Annotated in this window: 22 protein-coding genes; 11 read left to right on the plus strand and 11 right to left on the minus strand. The window is 72.0% G+C overall.

The features are described from left to right. Positions 1 to 229: 229 nt before the first annotated feature. Positions 230 to 754, plus strand: coding sequence for a hypothetical protein (locus ACZ47G_RS27525; protein WP_465747084.1), 525 nt, complete (start codon positions 230 to 232; stop codon positions 752 to 754). Beyond that, positions 751 to 1,260, plus strand: a complete 510-nt coding sequence (locus ACZ47G_RS27530) for a CinA family protein (protein ID WP_465747086.1) — start codon at positions 751 to 753, stop codon at positions 1,258 to 1,260. Before ACZ47G_RS27525 ends, ACZ47G_RS27530 begins: the two co-directional genes overlap by 4 nt. A gap of 32 nt (positions 1,261 to 1,292) precedes the next feature. On the opposite strand, the gene ACZ47G_RS27535 is transcribed toward ACZ47G_RS27530, so the two are convergent. Both ACZ47G_RS27535 and ACZ47G_RS27540 read right to left on the minus strand, forming a co-directional pair. Further along, positions 1,293 to 1,499: a hypothetical protein gene (locus ACZ47G_RS27535; protein WP_465747088.1), complete on the minus strand. Its 207-nt coding sequence runs from the start codon at positions 1,497 to 1,499 to the stop codon at positions 1,293 to 1,295. Positions 1,500 to 1,576: 77 nt separating this feature from the next. Then, complete coding sequence (locus ACZ47G_RS27540) at positions 1,577 to 1,900, minus strand: plasmid stabilization protein (protein ID WP_465747090.1); 324 nt, start codon at positions 1,898 to 1,900, stop codon at positions 1,577 to 1,579. Between the two features lie 299 nt (positions 1,901 to 2,199). Here ACZ47G_RS27540 and ACZ47G_RS27545 point away from each other — a divergent pair, with 299 nt between their 5' ends. Beyond that, the gene (locus ACZ47G_RS27545) at positions 2,200 to 2,760 is read left to right on the plus strand and encodes a hemerythrin domain-containing protein (RefSeq protein WP_465747092.1); all 561 of its coding nucleotides are present in this window, start codon (positions 2,200 to 2,202) and stop codon (positions 2,758 to 2,760) included. 224 nt (positions 2,761 to 2,984) lie between these two features. Continuing rightward, positions 2,985 to 3,494: a hypothetical protein gene (locus ACZ47G_RS27550; RefSeq protein WP_465747094.1), complete on the plus strand. Its 510-nt coding sequence runs from the start codon at positions 2,985 to 2,987 to the stop codon at positions 3,492 to 3,494. A gap of 109 nt (positions 3,495 to 3,603) precedes the next feature. On the opposite strand, the gene ACZ47G_RS27555 is transcribed toward ACZ47G_RS27550, so the two are convergent. Then, the gene (locus tag ACZ47G_RS27555; protein WP_465747096.1) at positions 3,604 to 4,980 is read right to left on the minus strand and encodes a histidine-type phosphatase; all 1,377 of its coding nucleotides are present in this window, start codon (positions 4,978 to 4,980) and stop codon (positions 3,604 to 3,606) included. 264 nt (positions 4,981 to 5,244) lie between these two features. Continuing rightward, positions 5,245 to 5,457 (minus strand): hypothetical protein, encoded by a 213-nt coding sequence (locus tag ACZ47G_RS27560; RefSeq protein WP_465747098.1) that lies wholly within the window; start codon positions 5,455 to 5,457, stop codon positions 5,245 to 5,247. 918 nt (positions 5,458 to 6,375) lie between these two features. Here ACZ47G_RS27560 and ACZ47G_RS27565 point away from each other — a divergent pair. Then, complete coding sequence (locus tag ACZ47G_RS27565; protein WP_465747317.1) at positions 6,376 to 6,657, plus strand: helix-turn-helix domain-containing protein; 282 nt, start codon at positions 6,376 to 6,378, stop codon at positions 6,655 to 6,657. A gap of 212 nt (positions 6,658 to 6,869) precedes the next feature. On the opposite strand, the gene htpG is transcribed toward ACZ47G_RS27565, so the two are convergent. Both htpG and ACZ47G_RS27575 read right to left on the minus strand, forming a co-directional pair. Continuing rightward, a complete protein-coding gene (htpG, locus tag ACZ47G_RS27570) occupies positions 6,870 to 8,786 on the minus strand; it encodes a molecular chaperone HtpG (protein ID WP_465747100.1) in 1,917 nt (638 codons plus the stop codon). Between the two features lie 234 nt (positions 8,787 to 9,020). Then, the gene (locus ACZ47G_RS27575) at positions 9,021 to 9,719 is read right to left on the minus strand and encodes a hypothetical protein (RefSeq protein ID WP_465747102.1); all 699 of its coding nucleotides are present in this window, start codon (positions 9,717 to 9,719) and stop codon (positions 9,021 to 9,023) included. A 108-nt stretch (positions 9,720 to 9,827) separates the two neighbouring features. Between ACZ47G_RS27575 and ACZ47G_RS27580 the strand changes: the two genes are divergently transcribed. The 5 genes from ACZ47G_RS27580 (at position 9,828) to ACZ47G_RS27600 (ending at position 12,437) form a co-directional block, all read left to right on the plus strand. Beyond that, on the plus strand, positions 9,828 to 10,262 hold the full coding sequence (locus tag ACZ47G_RS27580) for an Hsp20/alpha crystallin family protein (RefSeq protein WP_465747104.1): 435 nt from the start codon (positions 9,828 to 9,830) through the stop codon (positions 10,260 to 10,262). Positions 10,263 to 10,394: 132 nt separating this feature from the next. After that, on the plus strand, positions 10,395 to 10,709 hold the full coding sequence (locus tag ACZ47G_RS27585; protein WP_465747106.1) for an STAS domain-containing protein: 315 nt from the start codon (positions 10,395 to 10,397) through the stop codon (positions 10,707 to 10,709). Positions 10,710 to 10,744: 35 nt separating this feature from the next. After that, the gene (locus tag ACZ47G_RS27590) at positions 10,745 to 11,149 is read left to right on the plus strand and encodes a DUF2267 domain-containing protein (RefSeq protein ID WP_465747108.1); all 405 of its coding nucleotides are present in this window, start codon (positions 10,745 to 10,747) and stop codon (positions 11,147 to 11,149) included. 54 nt (positions 11,150 to 11,203) lie between these two features. Next, complete coding sequence (locus tag ACZ47G_RS27595; RefSeq protein WP_465747110.1) at positions 11,204 to 11,602, plus strand: DUF2267 domain-containing protein; 399 nt, start codon at positions 11,204 to 11,206, stop codon at positions 11,600 to 11,602. A gap of 631 nt (positions 11,603 to 12,233) precedes the next feature. Then, on the plus strand, positions 12,234 to 12,437 hold the full coding sequence (locus tag ACZ47G_RS27600; RefSeq protein ID WP_030918248.1) for a cold-shock protein: 204 nt from the start codon (positions 12,234 to 12,236) through the stop codon (positions 12,435 to 12,437). Between the two features lie 147 nt (positions 12,438 to 12,584). Here ACZ47G_RS27600 and ACZ47G_RS27605 read toward each other — a convergent pair whose 3' ends face one another. Both ACZ47G_RS27605 and ACZ47G_RS27610 read right to left on the minus strand, forming a co-directional pair. Continuing rightward, complete coding sequence (locus ACZ47G_RS27605; protein ID WP_465747112.1) at positions 12,585 to 12,977, minus strand: hypothetical protein; 393 nt, start codon at positions 12,975 to 12,977, stop codon at positions 12,585 to 12,587. A 126-nt stretch (positions 12,978 to 13,103) separates the two neighbouring features. After that, the gene (locus tag ACZ47G_RS27610) at positions 13,104 to 13,331 is read right to left on the minus strand and encodes a hypothetical protein (protein ID WP_465747114.1); all 228 of its coding nucleotides are present in this window, start codon (positions 13,329 to 13,331) and stop codon (positions 13,104 to 13,106) included. 480 nt (positions 13,332 to 13,811) lie between these two features. Between ACZ47G_RS27610 and ACZ47G_RS27615 the strand changes: the two genes are divergently transcribed. Beyond that, entirely contained in the window at positions 13,812 to 14,903 is a 1,092-nt protein-coding gene (locus ACZ47G_RS27615) for a LysR family transcriptional regulator (RefSeq protein WP_465747116.1), read from the plus strand. Positions 14,904 to 15,029: 126 nt separating this feature from the next. Here the strand turns inward: ACZ47G_RS27615 and ACZ47G_RS27620 are convergent, their stop codons facing one another. The 3 genes from ACZ47G_RS27620 to ACZ47G_RS27630 are packed head-to-tail and all read right to left on the minus strand — an operon-like array spanning position 15,030 to position 18,513. Further along, positions 15,030 to 16,232, minus strand: coding sequence for a M6 family metalloprotease domain-containing protein (locus tag ACZ47G_RS27620; protein WP_465747118.1), 1,203 nt, complete (start codon positions 16,230 to 16,232; stop codon positions 15,030 to 15,032). 23 nt (positions 16,233 to 16,255) lie between these two features. After that, complete coding sequence (locus ACZ47G_RS27625) at positions 16,256 to 17,536, minus strand: alpha/beta fold hydrolase (RefSeq protein WP_465747320.1); 1,281 nt, start codon at positions 17,534 to 17,536, stop codon at positions 16,256 to 16,258. Further along, a complete protein-coding gene (locus ACZ47G_RS27630; RefSeq protein ID WP_465747120.1) occupies positions 17,536 to 18,513 on the minus strand; it encodes an ABC transporter ATP-binding protein in 978 nt (325 codons plus the stop codon). Before ACZ47G_RS27630 ends, ACZ47G_RS27625 begins: the two co-directional genes overlap by 1 nt. Positions 18,514 to 18,533: the final 20 nt, after the last annotated feature.

Raw genomic sequence — 18,533 nt, forward strand, 5'->3', positions numbered from 1 at the left:
CGTCCGCCCGCCGATCCGAAGGAGAGGGCCCAGCCGCAGTAGGCGCCGGGCACACCCCGATGCGGCGGCTGTGTCGTGGGCGCACGAGCGCCGGGCGGCGGCTCGCGGCACGATGAGACGGACCGGACAGTTCGGCTCCCCTGGCCGGCTCGTGGGCACCGAGCGTCCAAGCGCTCGGTGGTCCCGCGGATCGGCCCTTCATCCGGGAGGAATCGTGGCCCCTCAGCCGTTGGCCGAGCCCCTGCACATCTACCTGAACGATCACCTGAGCGGCGCGTTCGGGGGCGCTGCGCTCGCGGACCGCATGGCCCGCAGTCACTCCGACGGCCGCCGCGCGGGCGACCTGCGGCGCCTGGCGCACGACATCGAGCAGGATCGCGACGATCTCGTGCGGATCATGACCCGGCTCGACGTTCCTGTCCGGCGCTACCGGACGTGGCTCGGCCTCGCCGGCGAGCGGCTGGGCCGGCTCAAGCCCAACGGGACCGTCGTTCGCCGCGCCCCGCTCAGCGACCTGATCGAACTGGAAACGCTACGGGCCGGGGTCGAGGGCAAGGCCGCGGTGTGGCGGGCGCTGCGCGCCATCGCCGACACCGATGAGCGCCTCGACCGGGCGGAACTGGATCGCCTGGCCGAGCGGGCCGCCGAGCAGGGCCGCACCCTGAACGGCTGGCACCAGGCGGTCAGCGCCGCCGTGCTCGCGCACCGAGCCAGGACGGGGCGGTCCGGTACCGGTTCGGACAGCGGGTGGTGAGCAGCCCGGTGCCGACCGACGAGGCGGGCGAGGGCCGGATGGTGCGTGAACTCCACGCGGCGCTCCTGGCGGCCGGGAGCACGGTGGCGGTGGCGGAGTCCCTGACGGGCGGTCTCCTGGCGCTCGTACTCACCGAGGCTCCTGGTGCGAGCGAGGTGTTCGTCGGCTCGATCACGGCCTACACCAACGGCGTCAAGCACGGCGTTCTGGGAGTCGACAGCGCCCTGCTGGAGCGGCACGGCGCCGTCAATGCCGAGGTGGCCCGGCAGATGGCGGCCGGCGTCCGGCGGCTGATGGGCAGCACCTACGCCCTGTCCACCACCGGCGTGGCCGGTCCGCAGTCGCAGGACGGCCGGCCGGTCGGCACCGTGTTCCTCGGGCTCGCCGACGCGCACGGCACTCGCGTCGTCTCCCCGCAGTTGCGCGGCGACCGGCACACGATCCAGCAGCAGTGCGTGGGCGAGGCGCTGCGCCTTCTGCAAACCCACCTGCGCCCATCGCCCTGACCTTCCGGAGCCCGGGCGCCGTACGCGCGGGGTCAGCGGTGAGGGTCAGGGTCGGCTTCCTCGTCGACGTCATCGGCCTTGGCCCGGACGTCTGCGGGGGTGGGAGCCGTGATGTTGCGCTCCTCCGCGGACCGCTTCCGGACCGAGCCGCCGTCAGCGTCGCCGTCGCCGTTGCCGTTGCCGTTGCCGTTGCCGGGCGAATCGTCGTCCGCGTCTCGGGTGCCCTTGTCCGTGCTCATCGCATCGTCCTCTCGTCATGTCCGGTGTCGGGTTCGGTGCGCCCGGGCCGGCCCGGGCATTGATGGCCGGTGCCTGGTCAGTGCCCGAGGGCGTTGGCGAGTTCCTTCTTGGTCATCTTCGAGCGGCCGTGGATGTTGCGCTGCTTGGCCTCGTTGTACAGCTGCTCCTTCGTCGGCCCCTGGGAGCCGGAGTGCGAACGCTGTCCGCCGCGCCGGGAGGAGGAGGTGTCGTGGGTGGAGGAGCGGCTGGCCGTCCTCGACTCGCCGTGCCGGGCCCGTTCCTTGTTCACGGTCCGGGCCGCGATCTCCTTGGCCCGCTTCTCGCTCTCTCCCCGATCCAGGGCACTGTCCTTGATGTGCTCGTACTGGCGTTCACGCTTCTTGCTCGATCCGGCAGGCATGGCTCCTCCTTCTGGTTCTGCGCAGCGGCGTCTACCCCGAACGTAAGGGCCGACTCGGGGGCACGCCCGTGCACATCCCGGCGGTGCGCCGTGCGGCACTTCCCAAACGCCGGCTCCGGCCACGTTCCGAGGGCTTGTTCCCGGCCTCGGGGCTCGGGGCCGGGGACCTGGCCGCGGTCGGCCTCCGTTCGGGTGGGGTGACGTCGCCGTCGCTCACCTCACGTGCCTGTTGGGGAACGACTGCCGGCTGGCCGGGACATGCCCGGCCCGGACTGATCAAGCGAGAGGCAAGGTGTGTCATGGGACACGGCGGAAACGTGATCGACGAACTGATGACCGACCACCGGGAGGTGGAGGAGATGTTCGCCCGGATCCAGGCGATGACCGGCGGCGGCCAGCAGCTACGGGATGCGGTCGACAAGGTCACCATCGAGCTGGTGCGGCACTCCGTCGCCGAGGAGCAGTACCTCTACCCGGCGGTGCGCGAGCACGTCCAGGGCGGCGACCGGCTCGCGGACAAGGAGATCGCCGACCACGGCCGGGTCGAGGAGATCCTCAAGAAGCTGGAGAACACGAAGACGGACGACCCGCAGATGAGCCCCCTGCTCCAGCGCCTCATGGACGAGGTCGCGGCCCACGTCCAGGACGAGGAGAACACGCTGTTCCCCATGCTGCGCCAAGCGTGTGAGCCGGAGCAGCTGAACGACCTCGGCGACAAGATCCGCCGGGCCAAGTCCATGGCGCCCACCCGTCCGCACCCCGCCGCACCCGACAGCCCCGCGGCCAGCAAACTGCTGGCGCCCGGTGTCGGCCTGGTGGACCGCGCCCGCGACTTCGTCACCGGTCGCGGCAAGGCCTGACCACCCCGCGGTCAGCAGGCGACCCAAGCAGCCGGGGCCGGGCCGGGCACGTCCGGCCCGGCCCCGGGCAGCCCGATCGGGCAGGCGTGATGCGCGTCATGCCGTCCTCCGGAGGAGGCGGCCTACACTGGTCGGCCACGAGCGGGGCAGCGCGGCTCCGCACCGGACGGCTCGCACCACCGGCAGCGGACACCGGCGAGCACCTTCCCGAGGGACCGATCCCCGTGCCCGACCTGACACCCGTCATAGCCGCCTGCACCCGCTGGCTGCTGAACGCCTACCCGACCCCGGCCGGCGCCTTCAGCCGCGCGCTCGCCGAGAGCCAGGCCCGACAGGCGACCGCCCTGGCAGCCGCCCTGCGCTATCCCACCCCGATGGACGTCCAGCTTCTGGACCTGCTCGGCCCCGGCGGCGCCGACCGGCTCGACTGGCTCACCGGCACCGACCCCCACCCGGAGGACACCGCCTGGCGGACCTGGGTGGACGAGACCGTCGTCAGCTGGGCCGCCTGCATGCTCGCCGACCCCGCCCTCGCCGCGCACGCCCACCAGGCCCTCGCCACGACCGGGCACCACACCGGAACCGGGGCACTGCGACGCCTCACCGAGCCCGGCACCCGCGACACCGAGGCCGCCGCCCTCCTGCGCCACCCCGACCTCCTCGAACCCGTCGCCGCCCTGCACCGGAGCCAGCTCGTGGAGCGGCTGAACGTCGAGGGCGCCCCGCTGGCGTGACACCGCCGACCGGGTGAGCCGGCCCTCCCGGGCCCGCGACGCGCACAACGGCGGCGGTATGCCCGGGACGGGCAGACGAGGACCCCGAACTCACGACGGCCGGACGGGGTCAGCCGTGCTGCAGGCAGCGCTTGAGCTCGTTGAGGTCGTAGAAGTGGCTGTCCTCGGCGACGGGCTTGCAGGAGGGCCTGAAGGCGGTCTCCTTCTCGTTGTAGAGCATGCGGACGAGGTACCTGGCGGGCTCTCCGTGCGCGGGCGTGTTCGCGAACAGATCCCACTGGACGTTCGCGGCCATCGGTGCGACCTCGGCGCCGCGCCAGGAGTTGTTCCGGTAGGAGTACGGCGTCCCGGGCTCGGCGGGTTCGGTGCTTCCGGGCAGGCCCATGAGGGCCGCGAGCGGTTCGATCTCCTCGGCGTGGGTGAACCGGAGCACCGCACCCTCGTCGCTGGTGCCGCCGGCCTTGGCCTCGGCCTGGGCGAGGAGGTCGTCCAGGAGGACGCCGGCCATCTTGTACGTGATCGTGCGACCGCTGAAGGCCGGGCCCTTCTGGTAGAACTCCTCGGCGTCGTCCAGGTAGGCGAACCACTGGGCGTCGCGCGGGGCGAGGAAGCGGGTGAGGTCGACACCCGGTGCCTCGACGCTCAGGTCGGGCGCCGCGCTGTAGAGCTGGTACAGCGAACGGGCGAAGGACACCTGCTCCTCGGTGGACATCGCCGCGGTGAAGCCGTCCTGGAACAGGCGCCCCGCGACGTGCCGCGCGGCTTCGGCGGTCCGTGGGTCGTTCCCGATCCGCGCGAGGACGGCGGTCAGATCCGGGTCGCTCTTCAGGTAGGCCTGGTAGTCGGCGTTCTGCGGCTGCTTGTGGAAGTACAGCAGGTCCTTGTCGGTGACCGGGGCCTTGATCAGAGCGGCCAGCGCGGGATCGCCGGAGGTGAGCCCGCTCGTGAACGCGTCGGCGCTCGCGACCGCTCGCGGGACGCCTGAGGTCTCCACCACGATGGGCTCGTGCCGGGCTGCGATGGTGTCGAACAGCGACGGCAGTCGCTCTTCCATGCGCAGCGCGGTCCGGCGGTGCTCGTCGGCTCCGCGTCCGGAGAGGTTGCCGTAGCCGAGCGTGGAGGCCGCGTCCAGGAGCGATCGCACCTGCGGACCGAGGTCCGCGCCGAGGCCGGTGAGGGCGTTCTGCTGCTGGGCCGTGCGCAGGACGGCGAGCACCGCGTCGCCGTCGTCGCCGTTCGTCATGGCGCGGGAGCCGTGGCGGGCGACGTTCTCGGTGAACACCGGGCTGAAGCCCTGCGGCGGCTTCTGGTAGTGGTTCGGCTTCTCCTGCGGTGCGTAGGGGGCCTTCGTGCCGTAGAGCTCCTGATGGGCGTGATGCGTACCGGTCCAGTCGCGGGCCGACGCCGCGCCCGCCGTGGACAGCACGCCGGCGCTCAGGGCGACCGCGACGGCGACGACGGCGGAGAGGGTGGCGTGACGATTCATGTCGTCCTTCGGGGTCGCTGTGTCCTGTCGGCCGGTGGTGGCGACCGGATCTTCGCAGGGGCGCGGGAAAGGTCGCGGACGCCCCATGGTGCCCCGGGTGAAGGGAAGTTGAACGCTGACAGACGCAGGCTTCCGGGGCCGGCCGGGTGTGACGGCGACGTCGAAACTCGGGCTTCGGGTGGGCGAAGTGCCGGTCGGCGACGGCGAGGCGGGCGGCCCGCTACCCGTCCGCGTCGGCCACCGGCAGCTCGGGCAGCGGCGGCGTCACCTCCGCCGGTGGTCGGCGGGTGGGCGGGCGGTGTCGAGGGCGTCGCGCAGGGCGTACAGGTCGGCGATGGTGGCCCGTTCGGCGAGGCGGGCCAGCAGCCGGCGGATGGTGCGGTCGTCGCCGTCGCGGACGGCCTCGGTGATCGCTTCGATCAGGACTGCCTGCCCGTGTCGGCCGGTCTCCGGTGCTGCGGCCACCAGGTCTTCCACTCCCGCCTCCTGCGCGGTGCTGCTCGGTCCTCGGCGAGCGCGGCGGCGGCCGGGGGGTACCGCCGCCGCGCAGCGGGAGACTACCTCACGCACGGCCGACGCAAAATCTATGCGCGCCGGAGTAGACATTGCTCGCGGGCGGGTCTAACGTTTCTCTCGTAGACAGCAGTCGGCGATACCGGCCAGACACGAACTGGCCGGGGTTGTTGGACAGAAGTTCGCAGTACGGTCCGGCAGCGGAGTTTCGAAGCCAGCAGGTGCAGGACGGCGACGGGACTGGCTGCCGGACCGGGCGGCCCTCAGGTATCAGGGGCCGCCGGCGGTATCGAGCAGTACGCAGTTCAGCAGTACGCAGTTCAGTGAGTGCGGTACCAGCAGTCGAGAGACAGGCAGGACCTCGGCAAAGGCGTCAGGCTGCGGGCGCGCGTGTCGAGGGGTCCGGGCAGTGAGGTTGCGGTCCATCGCCGGTGCAGGACGGCCGGCGGGGCCGGGCTGCCGGACGGGGTGGGCCACCACGGCCACCGACCAGCAGGTGCAGTACCGGCAGTACAGCAAGTGCAGTGCAGCAAGTGACAGTTCAGTACAGAGGATGAACGGAGGACGCAAGCGCCATCAGGATCGCCCGGCCGGTGAACACGCGCCCGGGCGGACACCGCAGACCCCCCGAAGGCACGAAGGACGGTGGTTTCCGGTCACGCATACGCGATCCCCGCACTCCCCCTCCCCCGGGGCAGTGCGGACGTAACAGGACCGGCCCAGGCCGGTAGATGGTGTTGTTTCCCCTTCGGGGCCCCGGAGCCGCAACGGCGCCGGGGCCCCTCGACGCGTTCTCCCGAGAACCAGAGAGGTGCAGTGACTACTACGGCCAGCCCCGACACACCCGACAAACTCGACGACGACGACTACCCCGCGTACACGATGGGTCGCGCCGCCGAGATGACCGGCACCACCGCCGGCTTCCTACGCGCCCTGGGCGAACACCGCCTCATCACCCCACTGCGCTCCGACGGAGGCCACCGCCGCTACTCCCGCTACCAACTGCGCATCGCCATGCGCGCCCGCGACCTCGTCGATCAGGGCACGCCCATCGAAGCCGCCTGCCGCATCGTCATCCTCGAAGACCAACTCGAGGAAGCCCTGCGCCTCAACGAACAACTCCGCCGCTCCCAGTCCGACCAGGAGCCCCCCGCGGACACCTGATCCGCGATCGTCCGGCCTGCGGCGCGGTTTCTCCGCGCGCAGGTCGGCTGTGCGGCCACCCGAGGAACCAGCGGCGCAGCGGCGCCGGAACTCGCGGTGCGCGCAGCCTGTGGCGCCCTGCGCGGCGGTGGGCCGCCGGGTGACGCGCCGGCCGGGACGGGATGCGGCCGGCCGGGCCTCGTCGTGCCGCGGCCGGCCGAACCCCGCGCCGGTTACAGGGTGCGGGTCAGGTGGTCGGCGAGGAGCCGGGTGAAGCGCGCGGGGTCGGGAAGGTCGCCGCCTTCGGCGAGCAGGGCGCTGCCGTAGACGAGTTCGGCGGTCTCCGCCAGCGCGGGGTTGTCGGGGTCGGCCTGGTGCGACGTGCGCAGCGCGGTGATCAGCGGGTGGTCGGGGTTGAGTTCCAGGGTCCTTTTGACGGAGGGAAGTTCCTGTCCCATCGCCCGGTACATCTTCTCCAGGGTGGGGGTCATGTCGTGGGCGTCGCCGACGATGCAGGCCGCCGAGGTCGTCAGCCGGGAGGACAGGCGGACCTGCTTGACGTGCTCGGACAGGGTGGTGGTCAGCCAGGGCAGCAGGACGGCGAAGTCCTGCTCGTGCCGGGCCTTGTCGGAGTCGGTTTCCCGGTCGTCGTCGGCGGCTTCGTCGAGGTCGACCAGGCCCTTGGCGATGGACTGCAGCTTGTGGCCGTCGAAGGCGGGGACCTGGTCGGCCCAGACCTCGTCGACGGGGTCGGTGAGGATGAGGACCTCGTATCCCTTGGCCGCGAACGCCTCCATGTGGGGGGAGTTCTCCACCATCGCCCGGCTTTCGCCGGTGAGGTAGTAGATGGCGTCCTGGCCGTCCTTCATGCGTGCGACGTACTCGCGCAGGGTGGTGGTCTTCTCCGGGTCGTGCGTGGAGGCGGCCGAGATCAGTTCGAGGAGGGAGTCGGCGTTGTCGGCGTCCTCGATCAGGCCTTCCTTCAGCACGCGGCCGAACTGGGACCACAGCTTGCCGTAGCGCTCGGTGTCCTTGGCCTGCATGTCCTTGATCGCGCCGAGGACCTTCTTGACCAGTCGCCGGCGCACGCCCTGGATCTGGCGGTCGTGCTGGAGGATTTCGCGGGAGATGTTCAGCGACAGGTCGTGGGCGTCGACGACGCCCTTGACGAAGCGCAGGTAGTTCGGCATCAGCGCGTCGCAGTCGTCCATGATGAACACGCGCTTGACGTAGAGCTGAACGCCGCTCCGGGTGTCGCGGGAGAACAGGTCGAGGGGTGCCTGCGAGGGGATGAACAGCAGCGCCTCGTACTCGAAGGTGCCCTCGGCGCGCATGTGGACGGTGGCGGCGGGGTCGACCCAGTCGTGGCTGATCTGCCGGTAGAACTCGTGGTACTCGGCCTCGGTCACCTCGCTGCGCGGACGGGCCCACAGTGCCTTCATCGAGTTGAGGGTCTCGACGGTGTGCGTGGTGGTTCCGTCGGCGTCGGTGCCCTCGGTGGCCATCCGGATCGGCCAGCGGATGAAGTCCGAGTACTGCTTGACGATCTGGCGGATCTTCCGCTCGGACAGGTAGTCGGCGAGCCCGTCCTCGCTGTCGGCGGGCTTGAGGTGCAGGGTGACCGAGGTGCCCGTGGGCAGGTCGTCGACGGCCTGGATGTCGTAGGTGCCCTGGCCTTCGGACTCCCACAGGGTGCCGGAGTCGGTGCCGGCCCGCCGGGTGCGCAGGGTGACCTTGTCGGCGACCATGAACGCCGAGTAGAAGCCGACGCCGAACTGCCCGATCAGGTTCTGTGCCGCGGCGGCGTCCTTGGCGTCCTTGAGCTTGGCCAGCAGGCCGGCGGTGCCGGACTTGGCGATCGTGCCGATCAGCTCCACGATGTCGTCCCGGCTCATGCCGATCCCGTTGTCACGGATGGTCAGCGTGCGGGCGTCCTGGTCGACTTCGAGGGCGATGTGCAGGTCGGAGGTGTCGGCCTCGAGGGCGGGATCGGTCAGCGATTCCAGCCGCAGCTTGTCCAGTGCGTCGGAGGCGTTCGAGATCAGCTCGCGCAGGAAGATGTCCTTGTTCGAGTAGATCGAGTGGATCACCAGCCGGAGCAACTGACGTGTCTCGGCCTGGAATTCCAGCGTCTCGACGGTGCTGTCCACTCTGGGGGCTCCTTTTCCGGGTGAGGCGTGAGAAACGGGTTCGGCGTGAGCAACGGGTTCGATGTGAGCCCGGGCGGCTCTCGCCGACGGCAGTGGCATGGTAGGCGACCGGGCGGCCGGCGACCGCGGGTGCACCTGGCGCACTCCGGTCGCCGGGGACCTGGCCGCCAGGTGTCGGACGGTCGGGGTGGACCGGTGCGCGGTGTCGCGTCGGCGGCGGCGGCGGCGGCGAGGTCAGGTACGCCGTTGGTCGCTGTCCTGGCGGAGCCGGTCGGTGTGGCGGGTGAGGTCGTCGAGGCGGGTGGCCAGGTCCGGGTGCGCCGGGCCGAGGTGGGGGCGCATGGCGGCCAGGGGGGTGACGAGCTCGGCCGGGTCGGGGGTACCGAGGGCGGTGGTGAGGGCGGCCTGGGCCGACCGGGCGCGGGGGTCGAGGCCGGTGAGGGCGGTGAGCTGGGCGGCGAGCACCCGCAGGTCGGCGGCGTGGTCACGGGCCCAGGCGGTGACGGCGCGCTCCGCGGCCCGGCGGTCGCGCGCGGCCTTGACGCGTTCGGCGCCGGTTTCGGTCTGCCGCGTCCCCGTGGTGCCGCCGGCGGGCTTGAGGCGCAGGTAGCGGTTCTCGGCCGCCTGGCGGCTGGCGACGCCCATGGGGTGGGCGAGGTCGGCCCAGGTGGCGCCGGCCTCCCGGGCCGTCTCCACCAGTGGAGCCTCCCAGCCGGCGAGCCGGCCGCGCAGGTCTCGCAGCAGCGCCAGGGCGGCCAGGGCCTGCTCGGGGCCTTCCTGCGCCTCGGGGCCGGCCGTGGGCTGGGGGGCGGGGGCCTGGGCGGTCCGGACGGCGTCGTCTATGGCGGCCAGGGCCGCGGCGGCGGCGAGGAAGGAGGCGGGCTCGACGGGCGCGGGAGGGCCGGCGGCGGGTGTGCGGGGCTTCTCGCTCATGAAGTCACTCTATAGGCGACACCAAGACTTGTCATCGGATGGATGACGCGCTAGAAAGGTGTCAGGTGAAGCGCACTGGCCCCCTGATCCTTCTGGAGGTGTTTCGCGATGCTGATGCGCACCGACCCGTTCCGCGAACTGGACCGTCTGACCCAGCAGTTCCTGAACACGACCGGCACCTGGTCCCGTCCGACTCCGATGCCCCTGGACGCCTACCGCGCCGGCGACGAGTACGTGATCTGCTTCGACCTGCCGGGCGTGGACCCGGAGGCGATCGACATCGACGTCGAGCGGAACATGCTGACCGTCAAGGCCGAGCGCCGTCCCCGCCGCGAGGGCGACGAGGTGAAGTGGGAGCTGTCCGAGCGCCCGCTTGGCGTGTTCTCCCGCCAGGTGATGCTCTCCGACACCCTCGACCCGGCCGGGATCAGCGCCGACTACGACGCCGGCGTGCTGACCCTGAGGATCCCGGTCGCCGAGAAGGCCAAGCCCCGCAAGATCGCCATCAGCCACAGCGGCTCCCCCAAGCAGATCCAGGCCTGACCCGCCCCCGTTGCCGTTCCGTGTCGCCCCGGTCCCCCCGCGGGGCGACACGGAACACCCCGGCCGAACTCGAGGCCCTACTTCCCGAGCGCGTGAGGCGTCGTGCAGGCCGTACTGGACCCGGAAGCTGCCATGCACACCCAGTTCTCGGCCCCGTTCGTGGTCAGGGCGAGCGGCGACGTCGACCTCGCCGCCGCCCCGCGGCTTCGCCGCGACCTGGCCCACGCACTGGCTGCGCACCACGACGTGGTGCTCGACCTGTCGGAGGTGGAGTTCATGGACTGCGCGGGTCTTGGCGCCCTCGTCGAGGCCCTCAACCAGGCTGACCGGCAGGGCCGCCGGCTCGCCCTGCGGGGGACCGGCCCCCGGGTGGCCCGGCTGCTCGAACTGACCGGCCTCCACCGGCGCCTCGCCGCGCGACCCCGAACGGCCCCGTCCCGCCGGTGACCACATCCTTCTCGACGACGGAGGGAGATGCTGCCGTGACTGTCCGCTGGGAGGCGTTCCTGGACCAGGTCCGAGAACGCGGCGAATACGACACACCCGAGGAGGCCGAACGGGCGGCGCGCGTCGTGCTGGCCCTGCTCGGCGCCCACCTCGTCGGAGACGTGCGGGCCGAACTCGCCGCGCGCCTGCCCGAGACCCTCGCCCTCGTCCTGCTCAACCCCCTCCAGGCCACCGAACCGCTCCCCCCGGACAGGTTCGTGCGCGCCACCGCGGCCTGGATCGAGGGTGCCACCGAACAGACCGCCCTGTGGGACATCGGCGCCGTCCTGTCCACCGCCGCGGACGCCGCCGGCGGCGACCTCATGGACCGCGTCCTGTTCCAGCTGCCCCCCGGCTACGACCTCCTCTTCGGCCGCCCCGCTCCAGGCCACCGCCTCTGACGACATGCCCGCGCCGCCGCCGCGCGGCCGGCCCGCCCCCGGAAGGCCACAGTCATGACCCGGCACCGCCACCTGATCCAGCAGGTCCGCACCCTGGGCCGCTACACCACCGACGAAGAAGCCTCACGCGTCCTCGACGCGGTCCTGGCCGTCCTCGGCTCCCAGCTCACCGGCGAGGAACGCTGCGACCTCGCCGCCGCCCTCCCCGAGCGGGCCCGCGCCGTGTTCGCCGCCCAGATCCCCCTGCCCGGACCGGTCGCAGCCCCCGCCTTCGTGGAGGCCGTCGCCCGCAACCTGGGCACCAGCCTCACCGCCGCCCGCTGGGACACCTCCTCCGTCCTGGCCGCCCTCACCGACCTCGCCGGCGACCACCTCACCGACCGCCTCCTCGCCCACCTGCCCCGCGGCTACGCGCTGCTGTTCGGCCGCGCCGACCTGACGGTCGCCGCCTGAGCGGCCGGAGTGGGCGGTCGGGAGCGGGCGGTCGGGAGTGGGCGGGAGTGGGGACGCCCGCCCATCGAGGCGTTCCCGCTCCCGACCGGGCGCCCGTTCCGGTGACGCTGTCGGCAACGGGTGCAACGGGCGCAACGGGCCGCGAACAAAAAGGCGAGCCGCGCCGCATCCGATGCTCCAATGCGCCGGAAGACGCGGCCCGGTGTCTTTGCAGCGCATTCGATCTTCGGAATGCACGGGCCCGGTACGTCGCCTTCGCGCGACCGACGCAGAGGAGGCAGCGGCTCCACAGCGGCGCGATTCACCCTCCCCGGGGATTCACCGGATCCCGGGTCCGGCGGCGCACTCAACCACCCAGCTGTCCAGGCGCATTGGCGGCGGCGCCAGGCCGGGCCGGACCACCCCGGAGGAGGGCTTCTGTCGGATGGGGGCTGAAATATCCCACCGCGGCGGCCCGTGGCCTGCTAGAGTCGTCTTAGTTGCAGTAGTGGTTCCCATGAACTTTGTGTGCGCCTGCTGATGTATCGCAGGCGCATTTCTGTTTCCCGGCTTTCCCCGGGTGGGCGCTCATCGCGGCGACTCGAAGCCCGCACAGTGCGGGCTTCGGACAGCCCCTTGAAGGAGAATTTTTATGGCTAATGGCACTGTGAAGTGGTTCAACGCGGAAAAGGGCTTCGGCTTCATCGAGCAGGAGGGTGGCGGCCCCGACGTCTTCGCCCACTACTCGAACATCAACGCCAACGGCTTCCGCGAGCTGCTCGAGGGCCAGAAGGTCGAGTTCGACGTCACGCAGGGCCAGAAGGGCCCGCAGGCCGAGAACATCCGCCCGCTGTAGTTTTTCCGCCACGGCACCCGCCTGGTAGCGAGGGGCCCGCACCGCGTGCACGACACGCGGTGCGGGCCCCTCGGCATAACGTCGGACGCCTAACCCGTTCGGCCCCGGCTGCCATCCGACCCGGGCGCGATCAGGTAGGCCCCGGCTTCACTGGTCGGAGTAGCTGAGGTCTCCCACCGTCCAGCTGTTGATGTCGGCGATCGCGATCCGGTACATGCCGCCGGCGTGCGGCAGTCCGTAGCTGCCCTGCAGGATGCGGGCGACGTGCAGGTGAAGGTGCGTTGGGCGTCCGGCGGCACGAAGTGCCGAGCCTGTGCCGTCCGCGCCGTCGGCGCTGGGCGGTGCGAACAGGGCCGCGAAGGGCTTCAGGTGCTCCGAGTCGGCCAGCACTTCGGCCACTCGCTCGTACCACAGGCTCTGCGGCGCGAGACGGCCGGTGATGACCGCCCCCGGGACGACTACGGTCAGGGGCATCTGGTTGCTGCGCTCGGTCTCCACCATTGCGGCGATGTCGACGAGCAGCCCATCGGGGTTCGACATGCCACCAGAGAATAGTGCCCCCGGGAGCCCGCACGCACGGACACCCCCGGACGGACCGGCTCGCCGGCCGGGGGCGCCGTCCACGGACCGGTGTCGCGGGGGTGGGTTCGTCGTTGCGCGAGCGTCCTACGGGCTGCGCTGCGGGCGGCGGGCGCCGTTCGACGTGGTGCCGGTCACCACGGTGCGAGGGGCAGCGGAGCCGACCACGGGGCCGACCACGGGGCCGGTGCCACGGACGGCGAGGAGCACGGGCTTGCGCAGCGCGGTGGCGCCGGTGCCCGCAGGGTCCAGGTGGCCGCTGCCGCCGAGCCCGCGATGTGCCGGCTCGCGGGCGGCGGCGTGGGGATCGGCCACGTGCTGGGTGTCGCCCACTCGGCGGGCGTGACGGCGGGGTCGGGCGTCCGGACGGCCCGGGTGGGCCCACGGCCGTTCACGGTCAGGCAGATTGCACTGTTCATGTCACCCTCCGAATGCCATCGACGGTGGTGCCGGGTCGTGAGCACGGACGGCCGCGTGGCGCCGGGAGATCCGGCTGAAGCCTCGGTGGGTCGGTCGACTCGGTGGCCGACCAGCCGTCCTGTCATTCACGCTAGCGGCAGCGCAAGGCCGGACCCGTGGTACCCGGGGCGGAACCTCGCAGCTGGGGCGGCACCTCGGTACTACGGCAGATCGGGACGGCGGGGTGAGCACCCGGTCAGCCGAGGAGGGGGCGGCACCCGGGCGCCCGGCAGCGCGGACGCGGCGGTGGCGACGGCATCGAGGGCGCGGTCGGCGGAGGGCAGCCGCTGCCCTGGCCCCCTGTCGGAAAGGACTTGATCTCCATACCATCTCGCCATGGAGCTCGAATTCCGGCACCTCCGGATCATCTGCAGCATCGCGGACAGCGGCAGTCTGACGCGGGCCGCCGCGTCGTTGCGGCTGACCCAGCCCGGCCTCAGCGCCCAGTTGACGCGGATCGAGCGGGTGCTCGGTGGTGAGCTGTTCAGCCGTGCGCAGTCGGGGGTCGTCCCGACCGCGTTCGGGGAGGAGGTCCTCAGCCGGGCGCGCGCGGTGCTGCCGACCGTCGACGAACTGCTGGAGGTCTCCGCCCTCACCGCGAAGACGGGCCGTTCGCAGCACCGGTTCCGGCTCGGTTCCGTCAACGCCCCGCTGTTGGGCGGGCTGATCACCGCGATCAGGTCGCACCATCCGGAGGCCGAGATCAGCTCGCGGAGCCAGGGATGCCCGGTCCCGCTCCTGGAGGACGTCGCGGGCGGTCGTCTCGAAGCGGCCGTGGTGGGCGACAGCCCCGGTTACGGGAGCGCGCTCCCCCCGAAGGTCGTCGCTGAACCGATCGCCACCGAACCGCTCTTCCTCGCGCTGCCGGCAGCTCATCCGTTGGCGGCCCTGGCGGAAGTCAGGCTGGAGGACCTCGACGACGAGGACTGGGCCGCTCCGCGACCGGACAACGACCGGATCCGTGAGTACTGGTCCAGGACCCTGCTCGGTCTGGGCCACCGCATGCGTGTCGTCCACGAGGTGGAAGGCCGGCTTCTCCTGGACGTCGTCCGCAGCGGCCACGCGGTGAGCTTCTGTCAGGCCACCTTCGAGGAGATGCCGGGCATTGCCGTCCGTCCGGTCGCGGGGAACCCCCTCTGGTACCGGCATCTGATCGCCTGGCACGAGGAGGGGCCACTGGCACCGCTGGGTCCGTTGCTCGTACGGGGCGCCGTCGAGGCGTACGAGCGGGCCTGCGCGCGAAGCGCGGTCTACCGGAACTGGCTCGAACGCCACGAGGGCGCCTCGCCGACCACCGAGGCGGGCCGTCGGTCGGGTATCCGTCAGCTCGGTCCGGCCGCGACCAGTTCGCGCACCATGGCGACCAGCGCCGGGACGGCCGAGTGGGTCGGAGTGCCCGCGTGCCAGGCGAGCAGCAGCGGCACGTGAGGGCGCCGAGCGCGGCCAAGGAGTGCCCGAGCCGCAGCGCATAGCCGCCGCCGAGTCGGCATTCCGTACCTGCGGGAGGGCGTGCTCGACGGCGTCCGCGTCGAGGAGTGGGACCCGGTGATCGGCTCACTGATCGGACGGCTCGACGGGTGACCGCTCGGTGACCTTGACGGTGTCGGACAGCGGTCCTCGGCGGAGCACGTCGATCCGGACCCCCGTGGTGGGATCGGTGAAGGACTGACCGGGCTGGTAGGCGGCCATGTCGAGGGCGGTGCAGCCGGTCGGCGGGGTGGCGCCCGGGTTGCCGTTGACCACCTGGACGGGGCCGTGGCCGGTCTGGGTGGAGGTGTCCACCTTGTAGATCAGCACGCCGGTGGAGCAGGCCCTGTCGTCCGCGCCGACGGCCCGGCGGGACTCGGCGACGTAGGCCGTCGTGTCACCGGTCCTCACCACGGCGATCTTGGTGCCGCCGGGCCGTTCGACGGCCTTCAGACGGACCGTCCGGCTGCCGGCGGCGGGCACGCAGGCGACCTGGCCGTCGTCGATCCAGCCGAACTTCCAACGCTCCCAGCCGGTGTGCTGCGGGGCCGGGCCGGCGATGTCGCCCATCAGGTCCCAGCCGCCGACGTAGGGGTGCACGTCGGGTCCGGTGAAGGCGTACAGGTCGGGCAGGCCGAAGGTGTGGGAGGTCTCGTGGTCGGCCACCCGGTAGCCCCAGTGGTACCTGTCCTGGCCGAAGGTGATCGCCCACTTGATCCGGGTGCCGTCGGCGGTGATGCCGGTGGTGGTCGGGTCGTAGAGGTAGGTGGGCGAGAAGCTGATCGCCGAGGCGGACTTGGTCGGGACGATGTAGAGCATGTCGTACTTCGAGAAGTCCACGTGCGGATCGGCCGCCTGGACGGCCTGCTTCACGTACAGCTCCTGCTCCTCGAAGGTGATGCCGCGCTGGAACCCGTACGAGGCGGAGGTCTGCGGCATGGTGATCCACCGCTTCAGCGGATCGATCTCCAGGTGCAGCCTGCCGTAGGAGTCCTGCTCCATCCAGTCCTGGGCGGGGGCGAGTTCGCGGTAGTAGTCGTCCGGGGAGCCGGTGGCCGGCGCGTCCGGGAAGTCGACGAACAGCATCAGCACGTGCTTGGTGCCGAGCGGTTGCTGGAACTGCGTGTAGTCGGTGGTGTGGCCCTCGTCCGTCCAGCCGGTCCTCCCCGGCAGGGCGCACTCCGAGGCCGGGGCGCCGCCCCTGTCGCGGGCGGTGCCGGCCATCGCCGGGGTGGTCGCGGCCAGGGTGAGGGTCAGCGCCAGGGCGGCGGCGAGCGGGTGCAGTCTCATCGGTGCCTCTTTCCGGTGATGCGTCAGCCACGGTGGGCGGCGAGGTCCATCAGGCGGGCGAGTACGCGGTCGCCGGAGGCGGTGATCCCGTCGTGCTCCCACTCGTTGGTGACCCAGGCGCGCAGCGAGCCGACGGAGCGGGCGGTGCGCAGTGACAGGCCGGCGTCCACGTACATGTCGTCGTGGTAGACGGCCGCGGCGATCGGGACCCGGTTGGCGGCCAGCCGGTCCGGGGCGTAGAGGGCGGGCCAGTCGGTGCGTTCGGCGAGCAGTTGGACGGCCTCGGCGAACGGGCGCAGCCCGGTGACCTCCTCGAACATCCAGGGGTAGAACATCTCGCCGGTGAACAGCAGCGGGTCGGCGTCCTCGGCGAACCCGGGGTGCCGGGCCATGGCCCGGGCGGCGGCCCAGCCGGTGGCCGCTCCCGGGCGGCCGTAGATCGACTCCTGGAGGGCCGCGAAGAGCGGGTTGTCCGTGAAGCCGGTCAGGTTCGCGACCTGCTGGAGGAAGGTGGCCGAGGGCTCGCCGTCCGGGTCGAGGGCCTCGTCGAGGAGCCAGTGCAGGCGCTCGAAGCCGTCGCCCATGCCGAGGGCCAGCCCCAGGGTGCGCAGCCGGCGGACGGTCAGCCGGTCGCCGTCCGGGAGGTGGACGGCCCGGTGGTGGAGCAGGTCGGCGATCCGGCGGACCAGGCGGCGGTCCTCGGGGTAGCGGGCGTAGTAGGTGCCCACCTTGTCCCGCACGCGGGGGTAGGTGGCGGCGTAGACGTCCTCGGCGGTGGCGTCGAGGCCGGGCAGTCCGCCGGTGACGTAGCAGGCGCGCAGGCCCTCGGGGGCGAAGGAGAGGTAGCTGAGGGTGATGAAGCCGCCGTAGCTCTGCCCGAGGGTCTCCCAGGGCTCGTCTCCGCACAGGTGCCGGCGGATCAGTTCCGCGTCGGCGACGATCGAGTCGGCGCGGAGGCGGGCAAGGTGGTCGGCCAGTGCGCGGGCCGAGGGGAACCGGGCGGCGCTCCTCGCGGTGAGCGGCGTGGAGCGGCCGGTGCCGCGCTGGTCCAGCAGCAGCACCCGGTGGGTCTTCAGCGCGTGGCCGAGCCAGCCGGCGGTGGCGTTCAGCGGGCGGGGGGACTTCCCGCCCGGCCCGCCCTGGAGGTAGAGCAGCCAGGGCAGCCGTTCACCGGCCCGTACCGGGTCGACGACCTCCCGGGCGAACAGCTCGATGGTTCCCCGCGCGGGTTCGGTGTGGTCGAGGGGCACGGCGAAGGCGTGGTCGGTCACGGCGAGCCCGGGCAGCCGGTACTGGGCGCGGATCACGGCGTCCTCTCGGGGTAGCGGCAGGGGTAGTGGCAGGCCACTTGCTGTCCGAGGGCGATCGTCCGCAGCGGCGGGCGCTCGGTGGCGCAGAGTTCGTCGGCCTTGGGGCAGCGGGTGCGGAAGCGGCAGCCGCTGGGCGGGTCCAGCGGGCTGGGAAGGTCGCCGTGCAGCACGATCCGCTCCCGGGAGGCCTCCAGGTCCGGGTCGGGTCGCGGCACGGCGGACAGCAGGGCGTGGGTGTACGGGTGAGCGGGGGCGGCGAACAGGGTGTCGCGGTCGGCGGTCTCGACGACCGAGCCGAGGTACATCACGGCGATCCGGGTGCTGATCTGGCGTACGGCGCCGAGATCGTGGGCGATGAACAGGTAGCTGAGCCCGTACTCGTCCTGGAGGTCCTTGAGCAGGTTGAGGATCTGCGCCTGGACCGACACGTCGAGCGCGGAGACCGGCTCGTCGCACACCACCAGTTTCGGGCGCAGGGCCAACGCCCGGGCGATGCCGATGCGTTGGGCCTGTCCGCCGGAGAACTCGTGGGGGTGGCGGTCGGCGTGCTCCGGCCGTAGGCCGACCCGGGTCAGCAGTTCCTCGGCCGGCCGGTCGGGCTCCAGCCCCTGGTAGCGGTAGGGGCCGGCGAGGATCCGGCGGACGGTGTGCCGGGGGTTGAGTGAGGAGAACGGATCCTGGAAGACCATTTGCAGGTCCCGGCGGACCGGCCGCAGGGCGTTCTCGTCCAGTGCGGCGAGATCGCGTCCGGCGAACTCGATGCTGCCCGACGTGGGGTGCTCCAGGCGGGTGATCAGCTTGGCGACGGTGGACTTCCCGCAGCCGGACTCGCCGACCAGGCCCAGGGTCTCACCGGGCTCGACGGTCAGGGAGACCCCGTCGACGGCCGCGACGTGGCCGGCCCGCCGTCGGGTCAGACCGTGGCGCACCGGGAAGCGCTTCACCAGGTTCCGTACGTCGAGCAGGCTCATTCTGCGGCTCCCAGGGTGGG

The organism is Kitasatospora sp. NPDC030952 (assembly GCF_055571335.1).